The following is a 24446-nucleotide window of genomic DNA, read 5'->3' on the forward strand; positions in this document are numbered from 1 at the left end:
ATGACTTCATTCTTTTGTTATGGCACGTTGCGGCATCTGCCGCTTCTCGGGATCGTGTTGGGGCGCGCACCTTCAAGTCTGGACATGGCGCAGGCGGTGTTGCCCGATCATGCTGTGTACTGGGCCAAGGATCAGACCTTTCCGATGATTGTCGCGCAGGCTGGCGCGCAGGCGCAGGGCCTGCTGATCCGCGGGTTAAGCGATGAAGACGTGGCGCGGCTGGATTTCTACGAATCCGGGTTCGATTATGATCTGAGCCCGGTCCATGTGGTGACGGAGGACGGCAATGCCGAACCGGCACAGGTTTTTTTCCCCGATGTATTGCTGTGGCAGCCCGGTGCGCCGTGGTCCCTGACCGAATGGGAAAAGGATTGCGGGCCACTGGCCTCGACGGCCGCGATAGAAGTGATGGATTATTTCGGGGTCAAATCCGACGATCAGATCGGGCGCATGTTCCCGATGATACAGGCCCGCGCCGCCGCCCGTCTGAACGCAGCGGCGGGCGTGCCGGTCAGCCCAAGCGGCCTGAGCCGCGCGGATGTCCGGATTTCACAGCACCGGCGCGCCTATGCCGATTTCTTTGCGCTGGATGAATATGATCTGTCGTTTCGCCGGTTCGACGGGCAGGAAACCGATATTGTCAAACGTGCGGTTTTCATGGGCGGGGATGCTGCAATTGTGCTGCCCTACGATCCGGTGCGCGATGTGGTTCTGCTGGTGGAACAGATGCGCATGGGGCCGCTGGGGCGTGGTGATCCGGATGTCTGGCAGCTTGAACCGGTTGCGGGGCGATTGGATGCCGGGGAAACGCCGCAACAAACCGCCTATCGCGAAACGCTGGAAGAGGCGGGGGTTGAACTTTATACGCTTGAAAACGTTGCGGATTGTTATCCGTCCCCCGGCGCATCCAGCGAATTTTTCTATGTCTATGTCGGCCTTGCGAATTTGCCGGATAAGACCAATGGCACCGGCGGGCTGGACAGCGAGAACGAGGATATTCGCGTGCATCTGATCGGATTTGATGCGCTGATGGCGATGCTGGATCGGGGCCATATCCGGAATGCGCCGCTGGTGCTGGCCACGCTGTGGCTGGCGCGGCACCGCGACAGGTTGCGAAATACCGCCTGACCCCGTCAATGGCTTGAGGTCGCGGCGGCGCGCGGGTACATCTGTCCAAGGCGTCAACGCCACTGAATAATCGAGGACGTATCATGCACATTGCATCAGATCTGGCCGGGGCGGTCGGCAACACTCCGTTGATCCGGTTGAAACAGGCCAGTGAGGCAACCGGATGCGAGATTCTGGGCAAGGCCGAATTCATGAACCCGGGCCAGTCGGTCAAGGACCGTGCGGCGTTGTTCATCATCCGTGATGCGATTGCGCGCGGTGATCTGAAACCAGGTGGCACGATTGTCGAAGGCACGGCGGGCAACACCGGCATCGGTCTGGCGCTGGTCGGCGCCTCGATGGGGTTCAAGACCGTTATCGTGATGCCGGAAACCCAAAGCCAGGAAAAAAAGGATATGTTGCGCCTGATCGGAGCAGAGCTGGTTCTGGTGCCGGCGGTGCCCTATCGCAATCCGAATAACTTTGTGCGCTATTCAGAGCGACTGGCGCGCGAAATGGCCAAGACCGAACCCAACGGCGCGATCTGGGCGAACCAGTTTGACAACGTGGCCAACCGACAGGCCCATGTCGAGGGCACCGGACCGGAAATTTGGCAGCAGACCGACGGCAAGGTTGACGGGTTTATCTGTGCGGTCGGATCAGGCGGAACGCTGGCCGGTGTGGCGCAGGCCTTGCAACCCAAGGGGGTCAAGATCGGATTGGCGGATCCGGATGGCGCATCGCTTTACAATTTTTACACCAGTGGTGAACTGGTGATGTCCGAAGGTGGGTCGATCAATGAAGGGATCGGGCAGATCCGGATCACCAAGAATCTGGAAGGTCTGACACCGGATTTCAATTACAACATTCACGATGCCGAGGCACTGCCCTATGTGTTTGATCTGCTGGAACACGAAGGTCTGTGTCTGGGCGGTTCATCCGGCATTAACATCGCGGGAGCGGTGCGGATGGCCAGAGATATGGGACCGGGCCATACGATCGTAACCATATTGTGCGATTACGGCACGCGGTACCAATCCAAGCTGTTCAATCCTGATTTCCTGCGCGAAAAGAACCTGCCGCAGCCGCGCTGGCTGACACAGGCGCCGGCCAGCATCCCCGGCGTGTTCGAAGACGTATGAAAACGTTACGCACCCTTATCGCGGCCTTTTGCCTTGTGCTGTGCGCCGGGCTGGCCGTTGCCCAAGGCAAGGCGCCGGATTACGACGCGTGGGACTCGACTGCTGCGCGCGCCGAGGCGGCCATTGAGGCCAATCGTGCGTCGGTCATCACGATGGAAAACCTGCGCAAGGAAATCGTGGCGTTCCGCAAACAGTTTCAGGACGCGCAAAGCATCAATGACACTCGCATAAGTACGCTGAATGCGCAGCTTGAAGCGCTGGGTCCTGTTCCCGAGTCAGGCGATCCGGAACCGGTAGCCGTGCGTCGTGAAAACCTGAAGAACCAACTGGCTCAGGCGCGCGAGCCTGTGGTCGCGGCACAGGAAGCCTATAGTCTTGCTGATGCTCTTGTGTCGGAAATCGACAAGCTGATCCGCGAACGGATGCGCGACGATTTTCTGGAACGGTCCCCGTCGCCTCTTAACCTGTCGGAATGGCCCGTCGCGTTTGAACATGTTTTGCGATCCTTGCGTGCCATCGGAGCCGAGTCAAAGGCGATGCGCAACGCGCCCACCCGCACCGTAACGACACGCGATAATCTGCCAGTGATTATTGCACTGGCCGCGATTGGCCTCGTCCTGATCGCGCGCGGCGGGCGCTGGTCCAAACGTCTTGGCGCGCGTTTCGCTCTTTTGGGTGGGGGCGGCGCGCGGATCTGGCAGTTGATCGTCTCGCTTGGGCGCATCATTCTGCCGTTGATTGGTCTGGTGGCTATTGCACAGGCCTTTGTTCTGACCGGAAATCTTGGGTTGCGCGGTAGCACGCTTATCTTCGCCATTCCCGCGTGGGGGGCGATTATCCTGTTGTTCCGCTGGTTGTGCGAACAGGTTTTCGCAAAAAACGAAGATGACCCGCTTTTGAATTTGCCGCTTCAGCGCCGCGCCGAGGCACGGTTCTACGGCACATTCCTCGCGGTTCTGATCGTGTTGCGCAGCTTTTTCGAAATGCTTTCGAATTTCGAACGGTTTTCCCCTCAGGTCGAAGCGATCCTGTTTTTCCCGCAAGTCCTGTTGGCCGGATTGGTGTTTTCGAGGTTGGGCCAGATCTTGCGCAACATCCCGAAACCGGAGGACGACGAGGACGCAACGCAGAAAAGCAATGCGGAATGGCTGGCGCGCAATATCGGCACGGCCATGGCGGCGATCGGCATTGCGACACCAATACTTGCCGCGTTCGGATACACCGCCGCCAGCAAGGGCATCATTTTCCCGATGATCGCAACCACCTGGGCGCTGGCCCTGGTGTTGGTGCTGAACCGGCTTGCAACCGACATTTATGTCTGGGTCACAAAAAAGGGTGAGGCAGGGCGCGATGCGCTGGTACCGGTCCTGTTGGGGTTTGGGCTTACTCTGGCATCACTGCCGTTTCTGGCCTTGTTCTGGGGTGCCCGGATTGCTGATCTGTATGAATGGTGGCTGAACTTTCTGGGCGGATTTTCCATCGGCGGCGTCCAGATTTCTCCTTCGGCGTTTCTGACATTTGCTGTCGTTTTTGCCATCGGCTATTCGATCACCCGCTTGTTGCAAGGGACCATGCGCAACACGGTTCTGCCAAAAACGCAGATTGATCCCGGCGGCAAGACAGCGATTGTTGCGGGGCTGGGATATGTCGGGATTTTCATTGCATCCGTGGTGGCGATCACTGCGGCGGGCATCAATCTGTCATCAATTGCGATTGTGGCTGGTGCGCTGTCCGTCGGGATCGGTTTCGGTCTTCAGACCATCGTGCAGAACTTTGTCAGCGGGATCATCCTGCTGATCGAACGTCCGATTTCCGAAGGCGACTGGATCGAAGTGAATGGCCAGATGGGATATGTGCGCGATATTTCGGTGCGCGCGACACGGATCGAAACCTTTGACCGCACCGATGTGATCATACCCAACGCCGATTTTGTCAGCGGTACGGTCACGAATTATACGCGCGGCAATACCGTGGGTCGTGTGATCGTCAGCGTCGGTGTGGCTTACGGCACCGATACCAAACGCGTGGAAGAGATTTTGCGCGAGATTGCGAACGCGCACCCCATGGTTCTGGCCAATCCGGCACCGAACATCGTGTTCCAAAGCTTTGGTGCGGACTCGCTGGATTTTGAAATCCGGGCGATCCTGCGCGATGTGAACTGGGTATTGTCCGTGAAATCCGACATGAACCACGAAATCGCGAAACGGTTCGAAGAAGAAGGTATCGAAATTCCGTTTGCCCAGCGTGACATCTGGTTGCGCAATCCCGAAGTGCTGAACCGCGGCGAAGGCTGAAGGCGGGGTTTATCGCCTTACTTGCCGTTTGTCGCGGACCGGTGCGGCGCGGCCGGATCGATATCGACATAGGGTTCCGGATCGGGCAGGCCTTCGCGGGACAACAGGATCGCCACCGGGCGCAGCACCTCAAACTGGCCGCAGATGATCATGCCTGCCACCATGATCGGAACCGACAGGAACATGCCCGGAATGCCCCAGACCGCCCCCCAGAAGGCCAGCGACAGGATGATCCCGAACGAGGAAACGCGCAATGTTCGCCCGGTCAGAAGCGGATCGATCACGTTGCCGATGACGAACTGCAAGATCGCCACGATCAGGAAAATCGCAAATGTTGCCCCGGCATCGCCCAGTTCGACATAGGCGACCAGTGTCACCAGCAGCGTCGCCACGATAGAGCCGACTGACGGAATATAGTTCAACACAAAGGTCAGAACCCCCAGCGCCACGGCCAGTTCCAGCCCAAAGCCGACGCAGACCATACCGACCAGAGTTCCGGTAACGGCCCCGACCGATGTTTTGACCAGCAGATAATAGTTCACGTTGTGCATGATCGACGCGATCACTCGGCGCACCTGTTGCGCCCGTGACGGATCGCGCAACATATTGTCCAGCTTGGCCCCGAACCAGATCCGTTCGACGAACAGGAACCCGACAAACAGGATGACGATGACAGTGGCCGACATCAGGTTGCCTGCCTGTCCCGCGATGGTGCGCAGATACCCCGAAACCTTGATAGAGCCGAGGGATTGCAGGATCGACGCCTCGACCTCTTCACCCATCCAGGCGAACAGCGATGCGATCGCGGCGGGGGCGCTTTCGGATATGCGCAATGTGGTCATCAGAACCGGGTTCACCTGACTGAGAAGGATCGACGTCAGGATCAGCAACGAGGCCGAGATGATGGCAAGACCGCCCAGACTGGCCAGCCAGTTGGGGATGTGCAGCGGGCCGATACGCTGACGGGCGATGAAATTGATCACATCGCTGGTCAGGCTGAAAATGATGATTGCAACCACCAGATTGATCAGCAGAAACCGGGATTGTACCAGAACCTCTCCCGCGACGGCACAGGCGATGATCACCAGAGCAATGGCCTGCACGGTACCGGTGTCAACGCGACGGCGCGAAGTCGGTTCGGTGCGGGAAGGCGAAGTGGCCGGGTCAAGATCGTTCATAACGTGCCGGATGTCCTGTGGTCTGGTTTTACCGGCATGAGGCTACTGGAAAGCACCGCATGAAACAATCGTACGATTGTTATGCGCTTGGCCCTTGCAATTGCATTGCGGGCTGGTCTAATCAGCGTCCCACGGACAGGTGGCCGAGTGGTCGAAGGCGCACGCCTGGAAAGTGTGTAGGCGGGAGACCGTCTCCAGGGTTCGAATCCCTGTCTGTCCGCCACTCATCCTTAATAGTTTCTATTTTATCAATATGTTAAGTGATTGGGTCGTTGTCTTATCCCCCATTTTGTCCGCCATTATGAAATTGAATGAATACATTCAGTTTCCCAAATCGCAAGCCAGCGCCCGCTCATTGTCCAGCCGATTGTTTCTAGGAAAATTCATACTGTTTCGAAAAATGCCACAATTTCTGCGATTTGTTGCCGCCTTCCCGTGAGAAACAAAAGCTGTGAAACTCTAGCAAGGATTTGGGCAATGACTGTAGTTGGTCAGTTTACTATGACACGTATCGAAATTCTTGCCGTGTCGCTATCGGCAGCAAATCTTGCAGAAGACCCACATAGATCACCTGCTTTTCAACTCCGTCGACTGCTTGGTGTCTAGTTCTTCAAGGCTGGAAAATTCCTCGCTCACCCCAATCCATCCAAAAGTTCATTCGTTTTCTTGCCCAGCCAAATGCCCGCTTCCATCAGCACCGGACCTTCGCCGCGTCATGGCGCAATGACTGAGTTGCGGGACAAACCTGGCCTTCTTTTTGTCCAGTTGAAAGTCAGCTTCTGACCCTCACCGGACCTAGCTGTCGGCAAGGTTATGGCCAATGAGTCCGGCTTTTCGGTAGCCCTCAACCCAATGATTAGCATCCTCGGATCTCTTGCATAGCCGGGCGTGTGCGTTTGCATAGAACTCAAAATCTGAGTTTGCTGGCCGCCTGCGCTCAAACTCTTCCACTGCTTGGCGCGCATTATCCATTTGGCCGAGTTGCGCATAGCAAGCGGCAAGATGGGTTAGCATATGTACAGGTGGATTTTGCCACTGCTCGTATAGTTCGATTGCGTCTTCGTATTTTCGCAGCATGTAAGAGGTCTCTGCCAGGCTCTCGAACCAATGGTCCCGCGCCAACGGGTCATGTGCAAGAGCGGTCTTCAAGATCTCCAGGCCAAGCTGTGAGTCACCGCAATAGTTTGTGATTATGCCTCGTTCTATCTGAAGAGAAATATCATTGGGATTGAGAGCATAGGCTCTTTTAATGTGTTTCTCCGAGAGGTGATGCTTTCCAGCAATCAGATATACATGTGCTGCATCGGATTGAATTAGATGGTCGTCTGGATCAAGGCTTAGTGCCTTACGGATATTCACCTCTGCAGAGGCTGTCGGATCATCCCCAATCGGGCTGAATGTGAAGACGCTGTACGCTTGCACGAACGCCAGCATGCCGAAGGCCCGTGCATATGTTGGGTCGAGCTCGATTGCTGTCTTCAGTAGTTCAAGTATTTCAGGGACTTTGTCGCTCGTATGGTTCTCCATGTATCGTGCTCGCAGAACAAAGTCATATGCAGAGAGACTCTTGACTGGTTTGCGTTTGGCACGTTCTACAATGGCACTTTGTAAGCGAATAGGAAGTACGGCCACCACTGATCGAGTGATCTCATCCTGAAGCTCGAAGATGTCTTCCAACTGTCTGTCGTATCGCTCTGCCCAAATTTGATTGCCCGTCTCAGTATCCACCAACTGGACTGAAATCCGAACTCGTTCACCTGCCTTTCTGACGCTACCCTGAACCAGATACTGGACACCGAGATCTCGCCCAATATTTCCTGCCAGGGTCCGCGCGTTTTTGTATGCGAACGACGAGTTTCGAGCGATCACGAACAACTCTGGAAAGCGTCCCAGTTCGGTAATGATGTCTTCACTAACTCCATCGGAAAAATATTCTTGCTCAGGACCGCCACTCAGATTTTTGAACGCCAGGACAGCGATTGTTGGCTTGTCACCAATGGCCACGACATCGCCAGCTACAGTGGCATTAACGTCACCATCTACCCATTTCCAGGTACGCAAAGCCTGATCGATGTTCTTTAGTGTTTGCTTCCCTTGATCTATAAATTTGAAGTGTAATTTGTGGCAGACATTTTTTTGAACCATATCGGAGATCACGATTCCACCAGGGTCGGCCAGGCCTTCAAGACGCGCAGCAAGGTTCACGCCATCCCCTAGGATGTCATCACCTTCAACAACGATATCTCCGAGGTTCACTCCAATGCGAAACGTCAGGGTTTTCGTGTCCTGCGCTTCAGTCACTCCCTGTTGCCAGGCTACCGCACACTGTACGGCATTAACCGCGCTGTTGAACTCCACCAGGTAGCCATCACCCATGACCTTAACAACGCGGCCGTGGTGCTGAACTATCAAGGGTTCGATGAAGTCTTCTCTTAGCTTGCTAAAGGCCACGAGTGTGGCTTGTTCATCCTCACGTGTGAGGCGTGAATAGCCAACGACATCGGCGGCCAGTATGGCGGCTAACCTGCGTTCCAAGATCATTCTCCCTTCCAAGAGCCTAATTCTCTAAAGAGAGAAAATCTATGGGGTATTCCTCAGCGTTATGGCAGCTTTTGGCAGAATGCTGCCTTCTGTAAATGCTTGGCGAAGGTCGCAAAAGGGCTCACTGCAGTCATTCGCCGAATTTTGGTGAATGTCTGCTGTCTCGCGTTGAGCAGTCGTTCGCAGTAGACTGCACCAATGTCGGCTGCGCGGGACACAGCCGCCTTTTGCCCCCGCCACTATTGCTGACGCAGAAAATGCTCGCGGGCGCGGCATGGCTCTCGCTGTGAAGCAGCGCGTGTCGCCAGAGCGGATGAAGTGGATGGCTCCTGCTCCACCCGGCGTCGCAATGCGCCATAATGCAGGTGTCAGAATCTGCTTTTGAGAGGAGCCACCCAATGCAAGTAAAAACCATAGGACTGGATCTGGCCAAGGATGTTTTCCAGGTTCATGGAGTTTCTGTGACAGGCGACAAGGTCTTCAACAAGAAGATCAAACGCGCAAAACTGTTAGAGTTCTTTGAGGGCCTACCGCCTTGTGTGGTCGGTATGGAAGCCTGCGGTTCGGCCCATCATTGGGGTCGAGAACTTAGCAAGTTAGGGCACGATGTCCGTTTGATGCCAGCAACTTACGTCAAGCCATACGTCAAACGCGGAAAGACCGACGCAGTGGATGCAGAGGCAATCTGCGAAGCGGTTGGCCGCCCGACGATGAGATTTGTTGAGATCAAGACCGAAGACCAGCAAGCTCTTTTGACCGCTCACCGCACGCGCGAACTCATCGTCCGCCAGAGAACCCAGGTCTCAAACATGATACGGGGGATGCTGCGTGAGTTTGGCTATGTTCTCCCAACCGGGGTTGAGGCTGTGGTCCGCTTTTCCAAAAGCCACCTGGAAGGTGATCAACCTAAAATTCCCGAACTGGCGAACGGGGTTCTCGGCACCTTGTGTTATCAACTCCTTGGGCTCAGCGCCCGAATTGAAGGCTTTTCCAAGTTGATCGAGAGCCATGCTCGACGAGATGCCAACGCACGCCAACTGATGCAGGTGCCTGGGATTGGCCCGATTACGGCGTCAGCCATCGTGGCGACCGTCGGCGACGCCAAACAGTTCAAAACCGGACGAGATCTGGCCGCTTGGCTGGGCTTAACCCCACTCAATAAGTCCAGTGGCGGCAAAGAGAGGCTTGGGCGGATTACCAAGAAAGGTGATCATTACCTCAGGAAACTCCTTATCGTTGGCATGACATCGCGCGCATTGATGGCAAAACTTCATCCCGAGAAAGTCGATATCTGGACCGCGAGGATGCTCGCTGGAAAGCCGGTTCGGCTTGCAACAGTTGCCATGGCAAACAAAACGGCGCACGTGATCTGGGCAATGCTGACGAGGCAGGAGAATTACCGGCAGCCGATCACCTGATCGGGAAACCTGCCAGAAATGCAAGACGCATGATGTGATGACGCGGAATGAGTCAACCAAGAGCGAGGACACTCCGGGAATGACGATGGCCTCTTTAGGCCGTGAAGCCGATTGGAACCTCGCTTGCGGAAATCATCAAGGCCAGTGGCAGATCACCACGTGAACAGGCCGGACAGACGACTGTACTGATTAAATGCCGCAATAAACGTCAAAAATGTCTTGCAATGCAGGAGCCATCCACAGAGGCCATTGAAATCGTCCAAATTGGCCGAAATCCAAACCGGTCGTACGCTGCGCCGGTTACGGACGTCTCACATGCGGGGCGAAGCTGTCCTTCTACAAGTGCTCTGCTTTTGGGTTGGATCCGTTTTCGCAGATTTCTCGCCAACCTCTAAAACAGATTGGTCAGACAGCTTTTTCGAACTGTCCAAGCATAATTACGACCTGAACCGGTCGCGTTCCTCGCAGATAGACGAACGAAAACCGACAACGTCTGGGCTGTCATTCGGAGTCCACTTACCATGGTGCAAAACAATATCTTTCACGACATGCTGCGGGCAATCGCGGAGGTCTACGAGACCGAAGCCGATCCGCAAGGGCCTTATACGGCCAAAACCCTTTTGGTGACACCATCGCCTGTGGCCTTCAACCCTGTTCTGCCCTGCCTGTTTGATGCGGGCATTCGCGCGGTCTTGGCTGACAGCACCCACCCGACAGCACGCTCGGTTCTGACCGCACAGAATTTCCTGTCCTGGGGATCAAACCCCGTCGAAGGAAATACCGAAGAGAGTATTGCTGCGATGATAAGCGTGTTGACACTGATGGGGCCAGAGGGACCGATCCCCGCGCCAGATGTAAGGCTGGGCTTGGTCTATATGCGACCCGAAAGCTATTACCCGCTGCATCTTCATGATGCTGACGAGACCTATGCCATTATTGCAGGACGGGCGCTGTGGACAGCCGGCGATGACACCCAGATGCGAGGGGCGGGTGACATGATCCATCATCCCAGCCTGATGCCGCATGCCTTTCGCACCGGATCTGAGGGTTTCCTCGCAATCTGGCGTTGGAGTGGCGACATAAATACCCATTCCTATGCCTTCATCGAGGATCACGAGACTGAGTTGCTGGCCTGACGAGCGCTCTATGCACGCTGGTGAACGAAGCGCCGATTGCATCCAGGAGAGGTTTTGCACGATCAAAGAATTTTGGTTTCATCAATATCGAAGGTATGCGGTGTAATTCGATTACGATGATCCGGAAGCGGGCAAGGTACTGCGGAGGAAGCGATGAAAATACGGGATACTCGGCCGCTTCAATATCCATCTGTAGAAGCAATTCGCCTTCACCGGGAACGCAGTCGTCGATCCAGTCTTTCAATGAGATGAGACCACGTTCCGTACGTGGGCCGACATGCTGTTTGCGAAAAACGGCACCCGGCACGTCCTCAGCCGGTCCGTCGACTGATGCATCCGCCATGAAGGACTGGATGCCTCGCTTTGCAAGGTCCATCTCAAAACTCGCTTGCTTGGATACTCCAGGTGAAAAGCAAGCCCTTATTTTAGACAGATCGTCGGGCACAAGGTAACCACCGTCACCGAAGTCTCCGACCCTAATTAGTTCATGGCCAACATCGAATGGTCGCAATAAACGCGCTAAAGCTCTTCGCCGTTCAACTGTTGTCATTTATAAATTCCGACCTCGTGTGTGCCAACTCACTTCAAGATGCACTGAATCTGTCCAACATGGAACTTGTGCAGTGTCGCTGTCCTTGCAGAGACTGGTTCGCATTTGTCTGACAACACCGTCAGAACAGTACCGACGGTAACCATGTTGCCAAAAACGGAAGCATCCAGATCAAAATCACGCCAATCGCCTGAATCCCGATAAAAGGCACGACGCCTGCGTATATGTGGCCTGTCGTGACTTCTTTTGGAGCGGCCCCCCTTAGATAAAACAGTGAAAAGCCGAATGGTGGGGTGAGGAAACTGGTTTGCAGGTTGATGGCAATCAGCACGCCCAGCCAGATTGGATCATGACCGAGCAGTATGAGTATCGGTGTGACTAGCGGCAGAACAATGACCGAGATTTCAACAAAATCCAGAAAGAACCCCAGAAAGAAGATGAAGATCATGCAGAAAACTAACGCACCGGTGGCGCCGCCGGGCATATTGCTCAGGATGCCCACGACACGCTCTTCTCCACCCAAGCCGATGAAAACAAGGCTGAAGATGCCGGCCGCAAGAATTGTGGCGAAAATCATCGAGGTCATGGTCAGGGTCGAATTGATCGCCTCATGCACGATTTTTTCTTTGAGAGCCGAGCGCAGGGCGAGAATGACGGCAACCATGCCGACGACGGCCAGACCCGCGTAGAAGACGCCCAATGCAAAGGTTCCGTTGCTAAGGTCATCGCGTTGAAAGCGGACGGGGAAGGCCCCCGCAAGGATACCAAGCGAGATAAGGGCGGCCGTTCCAAACATAATTAGTTTGGGGTTTATGGCCATCTTGTGTCCAGTCATCAGAACCGCCCCCACAGCGCCGACCGAGGCAGCTTCGGTCGGGGTGGCGACACCACCCAGAATTGCACCCAAAACCGCAAAGATCAGCAGGATCGGTGGCACAACGGCGCGGATGACTTCGGCACGATCGGGTTTTGCCAGATCTGCCGGGGCCGGCGGCATGTCTTGTGGCCGGATCCAGCCCCGCAAGAGGATATAGATCAGATAAAGGCTGACCAGCAGCAGGCCGGGGACAACAGCGGCGGCAAACAACTGGCCAACGGACAGCGCCTCGACCGAGAATTTACCCTGTTCGTACTGGGCCTGCTGGAACGAGTTTGACATGACGTCGGCAAGTATGATCAACAGCGTTGAAGGCGGGATAATCTGCCCCAGCGTGCCCGCTGTACATACGATGCCCGAGGCGACACGCGGGTCATATCCTGCACGTAACATGGCTGGCAGGGCGATCAGCCCCATGGCAACAACCGTCGCTCCGACGATACCGGTTGAGGCCGCCAGAAGCGCGCCCACAAGTACCACGGAAATCCCCAAACCACCGCGGAGCTGGCCAAAAAGGCGCCCCATAGTGTCAAGCAGTTCTTCCGCGATGCGGCTTTTCTCCAGAATGGCCCCCATGAGGACAAACAGCGGAATGGCGATCAGCACGTTGTTGGACAAAAGGCCAAAAACACGTTGGCCCATGGCGCCCAGCAGGGTGATGTCCATATGGTCCGTATACCAGCCGATATAGGCAAACATTACCGCAATACCTGCGATGGAAAAGGACACAGGAAAGCCCAGCAGGATCGCGCCCATCAAGGCTGCGAACATGAAAAGGTCCAGATATTCGGTCATTACGATGGCCTTTGCAGAATGAGCCGGATCAACAGCGATACGGACTGAAGCATGACAAGGATGCAGAAGGCCGGGATCAGGGATTTCATCAGGAACACGGCTTCAATGCCGCCGACGGAAAGAGGGCCTTCGAGGATTTTCCAGGAGTTGCGCACCGACGGCCAAGACCAGTAAAGCAGCGCGGCCATGGAGGGCAAAAGCAGGAAGAGGTGGCCAAAAATATCAATGCGTCTTTGGGTTAGCGGGCTGGCCTTGGCATAGAACACATCCACGCGGACGTGTTTGTCGACCAATAACGTGTAACCCGCGCCCAGCATGAATAGGGTCGCATGCATATAAAGCACGCTTTCCTGAGCGGCGATATAGTTCACACCAAAAGCATAGCGCCCGACGACGATTGTGAATTGCACCAGCACCATGAACAGCGCAAGCCATCTAACCAAGTTGGCGAAGCCTGTGTTGAAGGCGTCGATCGAGTTTGCCAGTTTTTCCATCGGCCCCTCCCAAAGCGAAATGATGCCTGCGCGAAAGGTGCTTCGCGCAGGCAGGTCGTCTTAGTAGCCCATAACCGCAGCACGTGCGTTCATCTGGCCGTTGTCAGCATAGACCATATAGCTACCCACAGAGTCGCGGTAAGCAACAAAGCTTTCCGCAATCCGCTTAACCAACTCGTCCTCGTCCTGACGCAACTCGTCGATCACCTCGGCGGCGGCAGTGCCCATGGCGTTGATCACGTCCTCGGGGAACATTTTTACCTGTACGCCTTCATCAGCGACAAGTGTTCGTAGCGCCGCTGCGTGTTTGGTTGTGTATTCGGTCCAAACCGGGTTGTAGAGGCTTTCGCAGGCGAGGCTGACAACCTGCTTCAGATCATCGGGCAGTTCTGCAAAGGCTGCCGCGTTGATACCGCATTCCTCGGCAGAGGACGGCTCTCCGACACCGGGCCAATAGTAGTTCTTGGCGACCTGATGATAACCAAGCGCACTATCCGTCCAAGGCCCGATGAATTCACCCGCATCCAGCGCACCAGTTTGCAAGGCTTGGAACATCGCCGGGCCTGACATGGCTTCTGCGGCCATTCCCAGTTTTGATGCCATTTCCGAGGCCAGCCCGGTGGTACGGAACTTCATGCCTTTCAGGTCTTCGGCCGAATTGATCTCGTCGCGGAACCAACCACCCCATTGTGGGCCGGAGTTACCGCACAGGAACGGCTTGATACCGAAACGGCCATACATCTCGTCATAAAGCGCCTGACCACCGCCGTGATAAAGCCAGCCGAACTGCTCATCCGCGCGCAGGCCGAAAGGCTGCGACCCAAATAGCAGGATGCCCTTGGATTTAGACCCCCAATATGCGGGAACCGCATGGTAAAGTTCGGCCGTGCCTTCGCTGACAGCGTCAAATACGCCGCGCCCCGGAACCAGTTCGCCGGCGGGGAAAAGCTTCACTTCGATCCGCCCGCCAGACAATGTGGTGATACGATCCGCCAGTGTTTGCGCGGCCACTCCGGGCCCAGGCAGGTTCTTTGGCCAAGCAGTGACCATTTTCCATTGGCGTTTGTCCTGTGCAATGGCCGGCGAGGCCAGGGCGGCCGCCGCTGTGCCGATCCCCGCTGATGCTAGAAATTTACGTCTGTCCATAAGATGTCTCCTTGTTGGGTTTGGTTAAGGTTGGTTTTTCTTCGAGGTCGTCTTCTGCTGCCCCTGATGCGCTTGGAATGCGCATTTCGAACGTCTCGCTGATGGGGGCGTAATCGTAGTACCCCATGCGGGGGTACTGTCAAAGAAAACTAGCTTGAGACGGGCAGGGCGGTTTCGTAGCCTCGTCGGATGACCAAACCTGATCCAATTCGGTACTTCAAAACGAGCCGTGAGATAATCCGCCTGGCGGTAATGCTGTACGTGCGGTTTCCTCTGTCCCTTCGAAATGTCGAGGATCTCCTGCACGAGCGCGGCATCGATGTCAGTCATGAAGCGGTGAGATACTGGTGGCATCGGTTCGGTCCAATGTTCGCGGCGGAGATCCGAAAACGGCGGGTTGCTGGCGTGAAATCGAGCAAGTGGCGTTGGTATCTTGACGAGATGTTCGTGAAGATCAACGGCGAACGGCATTACTTATGGCGCGCCGTCGATCACGAAGGCGAGGTGCTGGAGAGCTTCGTGACGAAGAAGCGTGACAAGAAGGCCGCCTTGAAATTCTTAAAGAAAGCAGTGCGGAAGCATGGTCGCCCAGAGGTGATCGTGACGGACGGGCTGGGATCTTACGGTGCTGCGCTGAAAGAGATCGGCGCCGCAGACAGGCAGGAAACAGGCCGCTGGCTGAATAACCGAGTGGAGAATTCACACCTGCCGTTTCGACGACGAGAGCGAGCCATGCTTCGGTTCAGACGGATGCGAAGTTTGCAGAAATTCGCCTCCGTCCACGCTTCCGTCTACAACCATTTTAATCAGGAACGCAGCCTCTCAAGTCGAACGAATTTCAAACTCAACCGCGCCGCCGCTCTGGCTGAGTGGCGCGGTCTCGGTGCGGCATAAGGATAAGCCTTACTGTCCTTGCAGAGACGAGTTCGAATTGGTCTGACAGCACCGCCACCCACATAACCCATTGTAATTATGTGATAATCTCTCAAAATTCTGTCCGATTTTCCCGCGATTTTGCGGGATTTGAGTCGTGCTGAGACGGGATTTCTACTGATTTTCGCCGGCATTTGCGTGCGTGTCTCAGTTGGCTGATTTGGACGGTGGGGTTTGGCGGGGAATTCCCTGTTAACAGGGAATTTACAGGGAATTTTTTCGATTTCGGCCTGTTTGAGTGGTTTTGGCGTGAATAAATCACTTGCATTACAGTGGGTTAGTTGGAGAATTCCCTAAGATATGGAACAGGGAATTTTCTGACCCTTAACAGGGACTTTTCGCGGGCGAACAGGGATTTTCAGGGACGGAACAGGGAACGGGGTTGCAGGGGCGTTCGGGGTCAGGATTTTGCGTCAAACCCGAACAGGATCTCCTGAGCGTTCCAGTCCCGTGGCATGCGCGATCTGATCAGGGTTTCCAGGGTCAGAGATACCGGCTGGGTGCCGTCGATGATGGCTTTCTGGATCCGGGGAGCGAGGAAGGCCAGGAGCATGATGCGCGAGACATAGCTGTCGGACTTGTTGGCCTGCATCATGACCTCCCGGATCGAGGCGCCTGCCTTCAATTGTCTCACCCAGGCATGCGCATTGCGCAGGGCGCGGATCATGGTTTTGTCCGGTACGGGCTGGAAGCTGCCCGCGATAATCTTCATCTCCGCCCCGCGTCGCCGGCAAGTTCATCCACCTGCAGCTCCAGCGCATTCGAAAGCGCCGCCGCGCACAGCGTGATGCCGAGCCTGTCCTTGCGGATCGTGCCCCTGTCGATCAGAGGTGCCGCCTGGCGTATGCCTTCGCGTTCAATGCGTGCCGCCAGACTGTGTGCCCGCGCCGAGGCGTCCTGCAGCACGACGACATCCTTCGCAACGATGACCTCATGTCTCCTGGCCGCGCGTGTCAGGCTGTCCTGAATGGCGCAGGCCACGGCGGCTTCAAATGCCTTGGCCGGCAATCGCCAGCCTGCAGGGTCCGGCTTTCCCGAGACCAGTCGGTTTGAGACATAGTAGCGATGACGACGATTGCCTTTCTTCGTGTGCGACGGTGTCAGGATGTCGCCGGTCTCGTCGCGGAGCTTGCCGAGCAGCGGCGCTTCGACATTCAGGGCATGGGGGTGGGAGCCATTGGCTGTTTTGCTCCCGCGCTTGCGCATCGCCGTGGCTTCCAGCTTTGCCTGCACCCGGTCCCAAAGGGCCTGGTCGATGGTGGCGGCATGCAGGCCGGGGAACGACCTGTCCTTGTGCCGTATGCGCCCAAGATAGGTCGGATTGCGCAGAACGTGATAGATCTGGCCGCGACTGAAGGGGCGGTTGCCCTGTTCCCGACTGGTTTTGAAGGCGTGGTGTTTGGAGCGCAGGCCTTCCACGTCCGCCTGTCGCGTCACCGCGTTGAGGCAACCCAGTTCCTGATAGAGGGCAAACAGCCGTCGCACCGTGACCGCCTCGCCTTCATTCAGGACCAGTTCCCGGCGGGTCCTTTCGGGATGCGGGTCGTAGCCCAGCGGTGGCACACCCCCCATCCAGAGACCTTTCTTCTTGGAGGCGGCAATCTTGTCGCGAATACGTTCCGCGGTCACTTCCCGTTCGAACTGGGCAAAGGACAACAGCACATTCAAGGTGAGCCGCCCCATGGAGGATGAGGTGTTGAAGGCCTGGGTGACGGAGACAAAGGAACACCCGGCGGCGTCCAGCTGGTCCACCAGTTTTGCAAAATCGGCCAGGGATCGTGTGAGGCGATCGATCTTGTAGACCACCACCATGTCGATGCGGCCCGTCCCGATATCACCCAGCAACTGCTGCAGGGCCGGGCGCTTCTTGATACCAAAGCTCTGGAGCCTTTAAGGCAAGCAGGTAAATGGCGAGAAATACGTAATCATCTGAAGAGTTGTAGCCCGCACCATGATGTACTCGGGCTTCTTAATACCGCACGCTCATCAGGCATTAAAATCGCCGTATTCACCAACGCCCCCTCTAATTATGTAAAAACGCTTCTAACTTACTTTGATATCTCAGTGGATATGGTCATTGCTTATCATGACATTCAGGAGCACAAGCCATCAGCGCAAGGTGTGTATAAGATCCTTGATCACTTTGCTGTATCAAATCAGGAAGCACTCTATCTAGGTGATAATGAACTGGATCGAGGCTCTGCTATAAATGCTGGCGTGGAGTTTTTTGCGGTTGAGTGGGGTACTGTTGACGGGATCGACTCTGCTCACCTAGGCGTCTCGCGTCTATCAGAATACATTGGCTCCAGGTTAGGAAATGAAAGTGCTCCGGATGCGCGTTCGGAACTCCTAGTGGACGGCAATAAACTCTTTTTGGGCTACTATCTCGAGGGTATAAAACAGGAGGTCTGGTCGTTCAAAGATGGAGTTCCATCAGCAGTTACGCGATGGATGGACAAATCGGTCGAATTGGCCAATTTGTTTCCCGACATCGATATTGTAGTTAGAGCTTTAGGGCATGATGAGCTAATTGCAGAAACTTCTGAAAAGCCGCTGGATACTTTGGGGAACACGTTAGCAAAGGCACTAAATGACACCGCCCTGACGGGTACAGGTGCTCTGTTTTCTTCAAATGTCATGCAGTTCGGGGTTCTGTTCGGTTGGGGTCGTGAAAATGGCGGCGCGGACCGGACCAGAGGTTGGCATCGAATTGATTAACCGAAGTCAATGCGCGTGCGGTCCGGTCTGCCTAAAAAGGGGCTGTGCGGATGGCAGGCTGTGGGTCGGGCGGCGCAGATGGTCTGACCATCGGCGAAATGGAATGGTGTGTTGTGCGTAAATGGCTTTTTGTATTCCGGATGTTGGCACTGACCTGTTGGGTTGGCATGGCGCATGCACAGGAGATCGACCCCCATAGCGTGTACGAGAAAAACTGTTCCGGATGTCACGCGCCCCATGCGGGCGAGTTTGTTTCCCAGAGCACGAAGATGACCAGTGGCACCCTTGTCGGGAAAGAAAGCGGCAAACCGGTTTCGGACTATCTGGCGGCGGGTCACGGTGGCCTGTCGGTTGTGGAAGCCGAGGTTCTGATGGAGCATATGTTCGGCATCTGGAAATCCGGGCGGGTTTTTCAGCAAAAATGCAAAATCTGCCATACCAACGCGAAAGAATTGGCACGCTCTACCCTGATCCTGCGCGATGACATGCTGCTTGGCCGATATTCAGACAGAAATATCGCGCAATTTCTGACAAACCATGGCCGCCTTGACCCAGATGAGGTTCAAAGGATGGTTGATGTGCTGAAGCGCCAGCTTGAGACCATGGCGCCGCCCGGAACCGAGTAAGGCAAAGGATTGGAACGCGCTACCGCCCGGTCTTGCTGCGTCCGAACACCTGCGCCAGCACCATCATCACGGATGTTACCACAATCATCAGGGTCGAAATGGACGCGATTGTCGGATCGATCTGATCGCGCAGCGCGTTGAACATGTTGCGTGTCAGGGTGGCGTTGTCGCCCCCGGAAATGAACATGGCAATCACCACTTCGTCAAACGAGGTCAGAAAGGACAGCAGCGCCGAGGTGACCACGGCAAATCGGATCTGGGGCAGGGTGACAGTCAGAAACGCCTTCCACCTTGGCGCGCCCAGACTGCGCGATGCCAGTTCCTGATTCATGTCATAGCTTTTCAGCGCCGATCCCGTGACGATCAGCACAAGGGGCAGGGCCAGAATGGTGTGCGCCAGCACAAGGCCGGTGACAGTATAAAGCAGGTTCAGTTTCACATAGGCATAAAACGCCCCGATGGCGATCAGGACCACGGGCACCATCATCGGCGTTATCAGCAGAACAAAGGCAACGCGGATAAAGCGGATGTTGCTGGCATGCAGGCCATAGGCGGCGACTACACCGATCGGTGTGGCCACAAGCATCGTCAGAAACGCCACTTTCAGCGATGTGTAGGTGGCCTGCATCCACGCATCGGATGCGAAATAGTGGCGATACCAGCGGGTCGACCATGTTTCCGGTGGAAATTCCAGATACTGCGAATCCGAAAACGACATCGGGATCACGATCAGCGTGGGCGTGACCAGCAACAGCATCGTGATAATGGCGAAAATATAAAGCCAAAGCCGCTGCCCGTGGGTGACCTGTGTATCCGACGCGGGTTTTTTCAGCCAGTTCAGCATCAGTGACCGCCCCCCGTCATCTTTTCAAGGTTCAGGAAGCGGGACGCGATCCAGAGCACGCCGCCGGTCAGAACAAGAAGCACAGCGCCCAAGGCACTGGCCGCGCCCCAGTTCACGAACAGTTCGATGTTGGAGACGATCTTCATCGACACCATGATCACCTTGCCACCGCCCAGAACCGCAGGGGTCACGAAAAAGCCAAGACACAGAACAAACACCATCAGCGCCCCGGCAAACAGGCCCGGCGTAGAGAGCGGAAAGAATACGCTCCAGAACGCGCGGCGCGGACTGGCACCAAGGTTCGATGCGGCCTTGAGCAGGTCGGTGTCGATGGCGCGCATGGCGCTGTAGACCGGAAGGATCAGAAACGGCAGCATGATGTGTACCATCCCGATCAGCGTACCGGTCATGTTGTGGACGATCTTGATCGGTTCGTCCCACAGGCCAAGACTGATGGCCCAATCGTTGACCAGACCCCTTTTCTGCAACAACACCAGCCACGCATAGGTGCGCACCAGCAGCGATGTCCAGAACGGCAAAAGCACCGTTATCAGGCACAGGTTTGCGATGCGGGTGGGCAGCTGTGACATGAAATAGGCCAGCGGATAGCCGATCAGAACGCACAGGCCCGTCGTCAGCAGGCTGATCTGGAACGTGGTTATGAAAATGCGCGCGTAGGATTTGCGGTCGATCATGCGCTGGTAGTTTTCCAGTGAAAACTGCCCGTTTGCGCCGATGAAGGACACATAGAACAGCCAGCCGACCGGAATGACCAGAATGACCATCACCAAGAGCAGCGCGGGCGAACTGAGACCGAACAGTTTCAGCCGTTCCAGTTTTTCGTCGCGGCGCAATCCGTGTGCGTTGATATCGGTTGCGCTCATGTCATACATCCGCGCCGTCGATGATGACGGTATCGCCCGGATCAAGCGCCAGAGTGACGGGATCGCCAATGGCGGGCAACCCATCCACAGTGCCATCGCGGATCGCGCCGCGCAGGCTGATTTCGGTACCGTCCGCCAGATTTGCATACATCAGATAGCTGTCGCCCTGATAGACCACCTCGGACACGGATGCCTTGAACAGGTTCACATCCCCGCCTGTCTGTGCCGCCAGCCGGACCCGCTCGGGGCGCAGCATGAGTGATAATGTCGGTGTTTCGGGAACCGGGCGGGTTGTTTTCAGAACGGTATCACCTTGGGTGACAGTGCTGCCGTTTCGAGTGACCGGCAAAAAGGTTGAATCGCCGATAAAATCCGCCACAAACCGGTTGGCCGGCTGATCGTACAGATCCTGCGGGGTGGCCAGTTGCATTATGCGTCCGTGATTGACCACGGCAATCCGGTCGGACATGGTCAGCGCCTCGCGCTGGTCGTGGGTGACATAGACGGTGGTCATTCCCAGTTTTTCGTGCAGGTGGCGTAGTTCGATCTGCATCCGGTCGCGCAGTTTCTTGTCAAGCGCGGACAGCGGTTCGTCCATCAGCAGAATGCGCGGTTCAAATACAATCGAACGGGCCAGCGCGACGCGCTGTTTCTGGCCACCGGAAAGCTGATCGATGTTACGGGTGCCAAAGCCGCCCAACTGCACGGTTTCCAGCGCCTTTTCGACCCGTTGATCCAGTTCGGCCTTTGGCGTTTTGCGCAGGCGCAGCGGATAGCCGACATTGCCGGCGACAGTCATATGGGGAAACAGGGCATAGTTCTGGAACACCATGCCCACATCGCGCAGATGCGGTGCCAGACGGATGACTTCGGTGTCGCCGAATTTCAGGCTGCCACGGTCGGGGCGGGTAAAGCCCGCCAGCACCATCAGCAGCGTGGTCTTGCCCGATCCGGACGGGCCCAGCAGGGTCAGAAACTCTCCGCTTTTGACATCCAGAGACACATCATCCAGCGCATGGACCTTGCCGTAGGTCTTGGTGACATGACGCACGGTGATGGGAAGGGCTGCGTTTGGTGTTTGGGCCAATATCTCGTCCTTTTGGTCAGGGGGCCACGGGCCGCACGGGCGGCCCATGGCAAAAGGTGTCAAGGGATGCGGATTATTCTGTCAGCATTTCCTGATACATTTCATCCGCGATGGTTTCCCATTTCGCGTACCAATCCAGCGAGACCGGCAGTTGAAGCGCCGCGTTGTCAGGCGATGAAGGCAGCATGGCGACCATTTCGGCATCGATCTTGCCCAGATCATAGGCCGCTTTGTTTGTGGGGCCGTAGGTTATGTAAAGCGGCAGGTTGGCCTGATATTCGGGCTTGGAAATTTCGGCCAGGAACATCATCGCGGTGTCCTTGTTCGGTGCGCCCAGCGGGATCGCGAAACAGTCGTAATCAAGCAAGGCCTGATTGTAGCTGTATTTCACCTGCGCGCCGTCCTTGGCGGCGTTGTCAAAGCGACCGTTCCAGCCGGTTGTCATGTCGACTTCGCCGTCTTTCATCAACTGCGCGTGCTGCGCGCCCGACGTCCAGAACACATCGATATTGGGTTTCAGTTCGCGGATCTTGTTCAGCGCGCGTTCGATGCCTTCTTCTGAATCCAGCACGGAATAGACGTCTTCCATGGCGACACCATCAGCCATCAATGCCGGTTCAAGTGCGCCGGCAACCTTGGCACGGTAGGCGCGCTTGCCCGGGAACTTTTCAACATCGAAAAAATCGGCCCAGCTTTGCGGGCCGGCATCACCGTAAGTGTCGGTGTTCCAGGCATAAACGGTGGAAAACACATCACCGCCGACGCAGTGCTTGGAATAGAGCGTCGTATAGAAATCCGAAACGTCGATGATCGAATAATCCAGCTCTTCCAGCAATCCTTCGGCCCCGGCGCGCGCGGCAGACCCCGATCCGCTGGCCACAATATCAAGTGTGACAGCACCGGATGTCACCTGCAGGCGGACATCGGACATCCCGCCATAGGTTTCTTCCTTGACCACAATGCCGGTGGCTTCGGATGCGGGGCCGAACAGCGCCTTGCTTTGTGCTTCCTGATAGGAACCGCCCCAGGATGCGATGGTGACGGTTTTGTCTTGGGCAAGGGCCGGAACGGCGATTAAGGACGCCGCCAGCGTCAGACCAGTTGAAAGCTTCATAATTATCCTCCTTGTTGATATCCGCCATATTCTTTGGCGTTTGGGTGTTGCCAGGTTGCGTGCCCGACGGCTTTGGCAAAGGCCGCCGGGGTGTCATTTCTGATTGGATGCCGCCGCTTTCTGATACTCGGCGCGGTCCTTGCGACGGTACCATGCCACAGTCGCGGGCAGAAACCACGGATTGCCGCGATAGAACGGTCGGGTGGGATTGGGCAGGTTGTCGATTGCGGTGCGCCCTTCGGGCAGGCCCAGTACCTTTTGCCCCAGACGCATGCCCAGATAGCTCGCCATCGACACCCCCGATCCGCAATAGCCCATCGCGTAGTGAACCCCGTCATGCACGCCGGTGTGGGCCAGTTCGTCAAAGGTATACGCGACCTTGCCCGACCATGAATGGGTGACGCGGTAGGCGGCCAGTTCGGGAAAGATGCGACACATATCGGCGTAAAGTTTCGGGCCGCTGACCGCGTTGTTGGTTTCGGTGGCCGACACCCGCCCGCCAAACAGGATGCGTGTGCGATCCGGCGAGGGGCGATAATAATAGATCACCTTGCAGGTGTCGCTGGCGATGCGGTCGGTCGGGAAAAGACGGTCCATCAGATCGCCGGGCAGGGGTTCGGTTGCGATGATGTAGCTGCCAATCGGGATGATGCGGCGTTGCAGCCACGGCATCAGGCTGGTGGTGTAGCCGTTGGTGGCAATGATCACGTCGCGCGCCTTGATGGTGCCTTTGGACGTGGTCAGTACAAATCCGCCTGTGTCCTTTGCAATGTCGCTCACGGCGCAGTGGCCGGTGACATGCGCGCCGGCACGGACGGCAATATCCAGCAAACCCCTGTGATAACGCGCGGGATCAAGCGCTGCGTGCCGTTCAAAGACAACGCCGCCGAAATAGACATCCGATCCCAGTTCGCTGCGCTGGTCCTGTCGCGGCACCACGTGGGTTTCAATGCCTTCATGTTTGCGCAGGTCTTCTGCGTTGCGGGCGATTTCTTCGAAATGGGCCGGGGTGTGGGCCGCGTGATAGCGCCCGCAGCGGCGAAAATGGCAATCGATGTTTTCGCTGCCGATGAAATCGCCGATCCATTCCAGCGCGTTTTCGCCTTCCTTGCGGATGGCGCGGGCGCGGTCAGGCCCATAGCGCTTTGTCAGTTTTTCCAGCGACGGCTTGATACTAGTGCTGATCTGGCCGCCATTGCGGGTACTGCAGCCCCAACCGGGGTCTTGGGCATCCAGCACCAATGTGCTGCGCCCGGCGCGCGCGGTCTGGATCGCGGCATTCAGACCCGTGTAACCGGACCCGACGATCACAACATCGGCGCTGGCCAGCGGAACATCGGGCAGCGATGGCGCAGGGGGCAGACCGTCCAGCCAGTAGGACGTGTCCTTGAAATTCTTCAACAAAGGCGTTTCCGACGTGGTCATCTTTGACGGCATCCCCAAGCAGTCGCACCCGCAGATGGTCAGGCCGTTGCAAAACAGCAAAGATCAATCCGGTCGCGCGGTCTCTTGACGCTAGGAAACGCCCTTGATTAAATCAATTTAATATCTGTTATCTTTAG

General features: G+C 56.3%; 21 protein-coding genes and 1 tRNA gene. 9 read left to right on the forward strand and 13 right to left on the reverse strand.

Annotated elements, in window-relative coordinates:
• From OLX72_RS15685 to OLX72_RS15695, 3 genes are all read left to right on the forward strand, one after another.
• On the forward strand, positions 1-1128 hold the full coding sequence (locus tag OLX72_RS15685; protein ID WP_114872269.1) for an NUDIX domain-containing protein: 1128 nt from the start codon (positions 1-3) through the stop codon (positions 1126-1128).
• Positions 1129-1211: 83 nt separating this feature from the next.
• A complete protein-coding gene (locus tag OLX72_RS15690; RefSeq protein WP_114870269.1) occupies positions 1212-2249 on the forward strand; it encodes a cysteine synthase A in 1038 nt (345 codons plus the stop codon).
• Positions 2246-4543 carry a DUF3772 domain-containing protein gene (locus OLX72_RS15695; protein ID WP_114870268.1) on the forward strand — a complete coding sequence of 766 codons (2298 nt, stop codon included), beginning with the start codon at positions 2246-2248 and terminating at the stop codon, positions 4541-4543. Before OLX72_RS15690 ends, OLX72_RS15695 begins: the two co-directional genes overlap by 4 nt.
• A gap of 17 nt (positions 4544-4560) precedes the next feature.
• Here the strand turns inward: OLX72_RS15695 and OLX72_RS15700 are convergent, their stop codons facing one another.
• Entirely contained in the window at positions 4561-5721 is a 1161-nt protein-coding gene (locus OLX72_RS15700) for an AI-2E family transporter (RefSeq protein WP_114870267.1), read from the reverse strand.
• A 133-nt stretch (positions 5722-5854) separates the two neighbouring features.
• On the opposite strand from OLX72_RS15700, the gene OLX72_RS15705 reads away from it, so the two are divergent.
• Positions 5855-5944, forward strand: a tRNA-Ser gene (locus tag OLX72_RS15705).
• 572 nt (positions 5945-6516) lie between these two features.
• On the opposite strand, the gene OLX72_RS15710 is transcribed toward OLX72_RS15705, so the two are convergent.
• The gene (locus OLX72_RS15710; protein ID WP_433989048.1) at positions 6517-8262 is read right to left on the reverse strand and encodes an adenylate/guanylate cyclase domain-containing protein; all 1746 of its coding nucleotides are present in this window, start codon (positions 8260-8262) and stop codon (positions 6517-6519) included.
• Between the two features lie 398 nt (positions 8263-8660).
• Here OLX72_RS15710 and OLX72_RS15715 point away from each other — a divergent pair, with 398 nt between their 5' ends.
• Positions 8661-9680, forward strand: a complete 1020-nt coding sequence (locus OLX72_RS15715) for an IS110 family transposase (protein ID WP_433989049.1) — start codon at positions 8661-8663, stop codon at positions 9678-9680.
• A gap of 521 nt (positions 9681-10201) precedes the next feature.
• Positions 10202-10816 carry a dimethylsulfonioproprionate lyase family protein gene (locus tag OLX72_RS15720; protein WP_433989050.1) on the forward strand — a complete coding sequence of 205 codons (615 nt, stop codon included), beginning with the start codon at positions 10202-10204 and terminating at the stop codon, positions 10814-10816.
• Here the strand turns inward: OLX72_RS15720 and OLX72_RS15725 are convergent.
• The 4 genes from OLX72_RS15725 to OLX72_RS15740 form a co-directional block, all read right to left on the reverse strand.
• Entirely contained in the window at positions 10782-11366 is a 585-nt protein-coding gene (locus OLX72_RS15725) for a hypothetical protein (RefSeq protein WP_433989051.1), read from the reverse strand. The genes OLX72_RS15720 and OLX72_RS15725 overlap by 35 nt on opposite strands.
• Before the next feature lie 121 nt (positions 11367-11487).
• Positions 11488-13038: a TRAP transporter large permease gene (locus tag OLX72_RS15730; RefSeq protein ID WP_433989052.1), complete on the reverse strand. Its 1551-nt coding sequence runs from the start codon at positions 13036-13038 to the stop codon at positions 11488-11490.
• Positions 13038-13532, reverse strand: a complete 495-nt coding sequence (locus OLX72_RS15735) for a TRAP transporter small permease subunit (protein ID WP_114870406.1) — start codon at positions 13530-13532, stop codon at positions 13038-13040. Before OLX72_RS15735 ends, OLX72_RS15730 begins: the two co-directional genes overlap by 1 nt.
• A gap of 60 nt (positions 13533-13592) precedes the next feature.
• Entirely contained in the window at positions 13593-14678 is a 1086-nt protein-coding gene (locus OLX72_RS15740; RefSeq protein ID WP_114870405.1) for a TRAP transporter substrate-binding protein, read from the reverse strand.
• A gap of 189 nt (positions 14679-14867) precedes the next feature.
• On the opposite strand from OLX72_RS15740, the gene OLX72_RS15745 reads away from it, so the two are divergent.
• Entirely contained in the window at positions 14868-15572 is a 705-nt protein-coding gene (locus OLX72_RS15745; protein ID WP_433989053.1) for an IS6 family transposase, read from the forward strand.
• Between the two features lie 439 nt (positions 15573-16011).
• Here OLX72_RS15745 and OLX72_RS15750 read toward each other — a convergent pair whose 3' ends face one another.
• The gene (locus OLX72_RS15750) at positions 16012-16323 is read right to left on the reverse strand and encodes a hypothetical protein (RefSeq protein ID WP_433989054.1); all 312 of its coding nucleotides are present in this window, start codon (positions 16321-16323) and stop codon (positions 16012-16014) included.
• Positions 16320-17483, reverse strand: a complete 1164-nt coding sequence (locus OLX72_RS15755) for a recombinase family protein (RefSeq protein ID WP_433990469.1) — start codon at positions 17481-17483, stop codon at positions 16320-16322. Before OLX72_RS15755 ends, OLX72_RS15750 begins: the two co-directional genes overlap by 4 nt.
• Before the next feature lie 45 nt (positions 17484-17528).
• On the opposite strand from OLX72_RS15755, the gene OLX72_RS15760 reads away from it, so the two are divergent.
• A complete protein-coding gene (locus tag OLX72_RS15760; RefSeq protein ID WP_433990470.1) occupies positions 17529-18329 on the forward strand; it encodes an HAD family hydrolase in 801 nt (266 codons plus the stop codon).
• A gap of 50 nt (positions 18330-18379) precedes the next feature.
• Positions 18380-18955 (forward strand): hypothetical protein, encoded by a 576-nt coding sequence (locus OLX72_RS15765; protein WP_114870226.1) that lies wholly within the window; start codon positions 18380-18382, stop codon positions 18953-18955.
• Between the two features lie 19 nt (positions 18956-18974).
• Here OLX72_RS15765 and OLX72_RS15770 read toward each other — a convergent pair whose 3' ends face one another.
• The 5 genes from OLX72_RS15770 to OLX72_RS15790 form a co-directional block, all read right to left on the reverse strand.
• Positions 18975-19799 carry an ABC transporter permease gene (locus OLX72_RS15770; protein ID WP_114870225.1) on the reverse strand — a complete coding sequence of 275 codons (825 nt, stop codon included), beginning with the start codon at positions 19797-19799 and terminating at the stop codon, positions 18975-18977.
• Positions 19799-20683: an ABC transporter permease gene (locus OLX72_RS15775; RefSeq protein WP_114872262.1), complete on the reverse strand. Its 885-nt coding sequence runs from the start codon at positions 20681-20683 to the stop codon at positions 19799-19801. The genes OLX72_RS15770 and OLX72_RS15775 overlap by 1 nt, the downstream gene beginning before the upstream one ends.
• Before the next feature lies 1 nt (position 20684).
• Complete coding sequence (locus tag OLX72_RS15780; RefSeq protein ID WP_254684769.1) at positions 20685-21770, reverse strand: ABC transporter ATP-binding protein; 1086 nt, start codon at positions 21768-21770, stop codon at positions 20685-20687.
• 73 nt (positions 21771-21843) lie between these two features.
• Positions 21844-22884 carry an ABC transporter substrate-binding protein gene (locus tag OLX72_RS15785; protein WP_433989055.1) on the reverse strand — a complete coding sequence of 347 codons (1041 nt, stop codon included), beginning with the start codon at positions 22882-22884 and terminating at the stop codon, positions 21844-21846.
• Positions 22885-22977: 93 nt separating this feature from the next.
• A complete protein-coding gene (locus OLX72_RS15790) occupies positions 22978-24309 on the reverse strand; it encodes an NAD(P)/FAD-dependent oxidoreductase (protein WP_433989056.1) in 1332 nt (443 codons plus the stop codon).
• Between the last annotated feature and the right edge of the window lie 137 nt (positions 24310-24446).

It is taken from the genome of Sulfitobacter sp. TBRI5 (genome assembly GCF_051013555.1).
In the GTDB taxonomy this organism is placed as follows: domain Bacteria; phylum Pseudomonadota; class Alphaproteobacteria; order Rhodobacterales; family Rhodobacteraceae; genus JL08.

Bases quoted from the DNA above. Each gene is read 5' to 3' on its own strand.
- OLX72_RS15785 (WP_433989055.1), bottom strand. From the start codon at position 22,884: ATGAAGCTTTCAACTGGTCTGACGCTGGCGGCGTCCTTAATCGCCGTT.
- OLX72_RS15695 (WP_114870268.1), top strand. From the start codon at position 2,246: ATGAAAACGTTACGCACCCTTATCGCGGCCTTTTGCCTTGTGCTGTGC.
- OLX72_RS15685 (WP_114872269.1), top strand. From the start codon at position 1: ATGACTTCATTCTTTTGTTATGGCACGTTGCGGCATCTGCCGCTTCTC.
- OLX72_RS15775 (WP_114872262.1), bottom strand. From the start codon at position 20,683: ATGAGCGCAACCGATATCAACGCACACGGATTGCGCCGCGACGAAAAA.
- OLX72_RS15770 (WP_114870225.1), bottom strand. From the start codon at position 19,799: ATGCTGAACTGGCTGAAAAAACCCGCGTCGGATACACAGGTCACCCAC.
- OLX72_RS15790 (WP_433989056.1), bottom strand. From the start codon at position 24,309: ATGACCACGTCGGAAACGCCTTTGTTGAAGAATTTCAAGGACACGTCC.
- OLX72_RS15745 (WP_433989053.1), top strand. From the start codon at position 14,868: ATGACCAAACCTGATCCAATTCGGTACTTCAAAACGAGCCGTGAGATA.
- OLX72_RS15690 (WP_114870269.1), top strand. From the start codon at position 1,212: ATGCACATTGCATCAGATCTGGCCGGGGCGGTCGGCAACACTCCGTTG.
- OLX72_RS15725 (WP_433989051.1), bottom strand. From the start codon at position 11,366: ATGACAACAGTTGAACGGCGAAGAGCTTTAGCGCGTTTATTGCGACCA.
- OLX72_RS15735 (WP_114870406.1), bottom strand. From the start codon at position 13,532: ATGGAAAAACTGGCAAACTCGATCGACGCCTTCAACACAGGCTTCGCC.
- OLX72_RS15765 (WP_114870226.1), top strand. From the start codon at position 18,380: ATGGCAGGCTGTGGGTCGGGCGGCGCAGATGGTCTGACCATCGGCGAA.
- OLX72_RS15720 (WP_433989050.1), top strand. From the start codon at position 10,202: ATGGTGCAAAACAATATCTTTCACGACATGCTGCGGGCAATCGCGGAG.
- OLX72_RS15730 (WP_433989052.1), bottom strand. From the start codon at position 13,038: ATGACCGAATATCTGGACCTTTTCATGTTCGCAGCCTTGATGGGCGCG.
- OLX72_RS15715 (WP_433989049.1), top strand. From the start codon at position 8,661: ATGCAAGTAAAAACCATAGGACTGGATCTGGCCAAGGATGTTTTCCAG.
- OLX72_RS15710 (WP_433989048.1), bottom strand. From the start codon at position 8,262: ATGATCTTGGAACGCAGGTTAGCCGCCATACTGGCCGCCGATGTCGTT.
- OLX72_RS15750 (WP_433989054.1), bottom strand. From the start codon at position 16,323: ATGAAGATTATCGCGGGCAGCTTCCAGCCCGTACCGGACAAAACCATG.
- OLX72_RS15740 (WP_114870405.1), bottom strand. From the start codon at position 14,678: ATGGACAGACGTAAATTTCTAGCATCAGCGGGGATCGGCACAGCGGCG.
- OLX72_RS15700 (WP_114870267.1), bottom strand. From the start codon at position 5,721: ATGAACGATCTTGACCCGGCCACTTCGCCTTCCCGCACCGAACCGACT.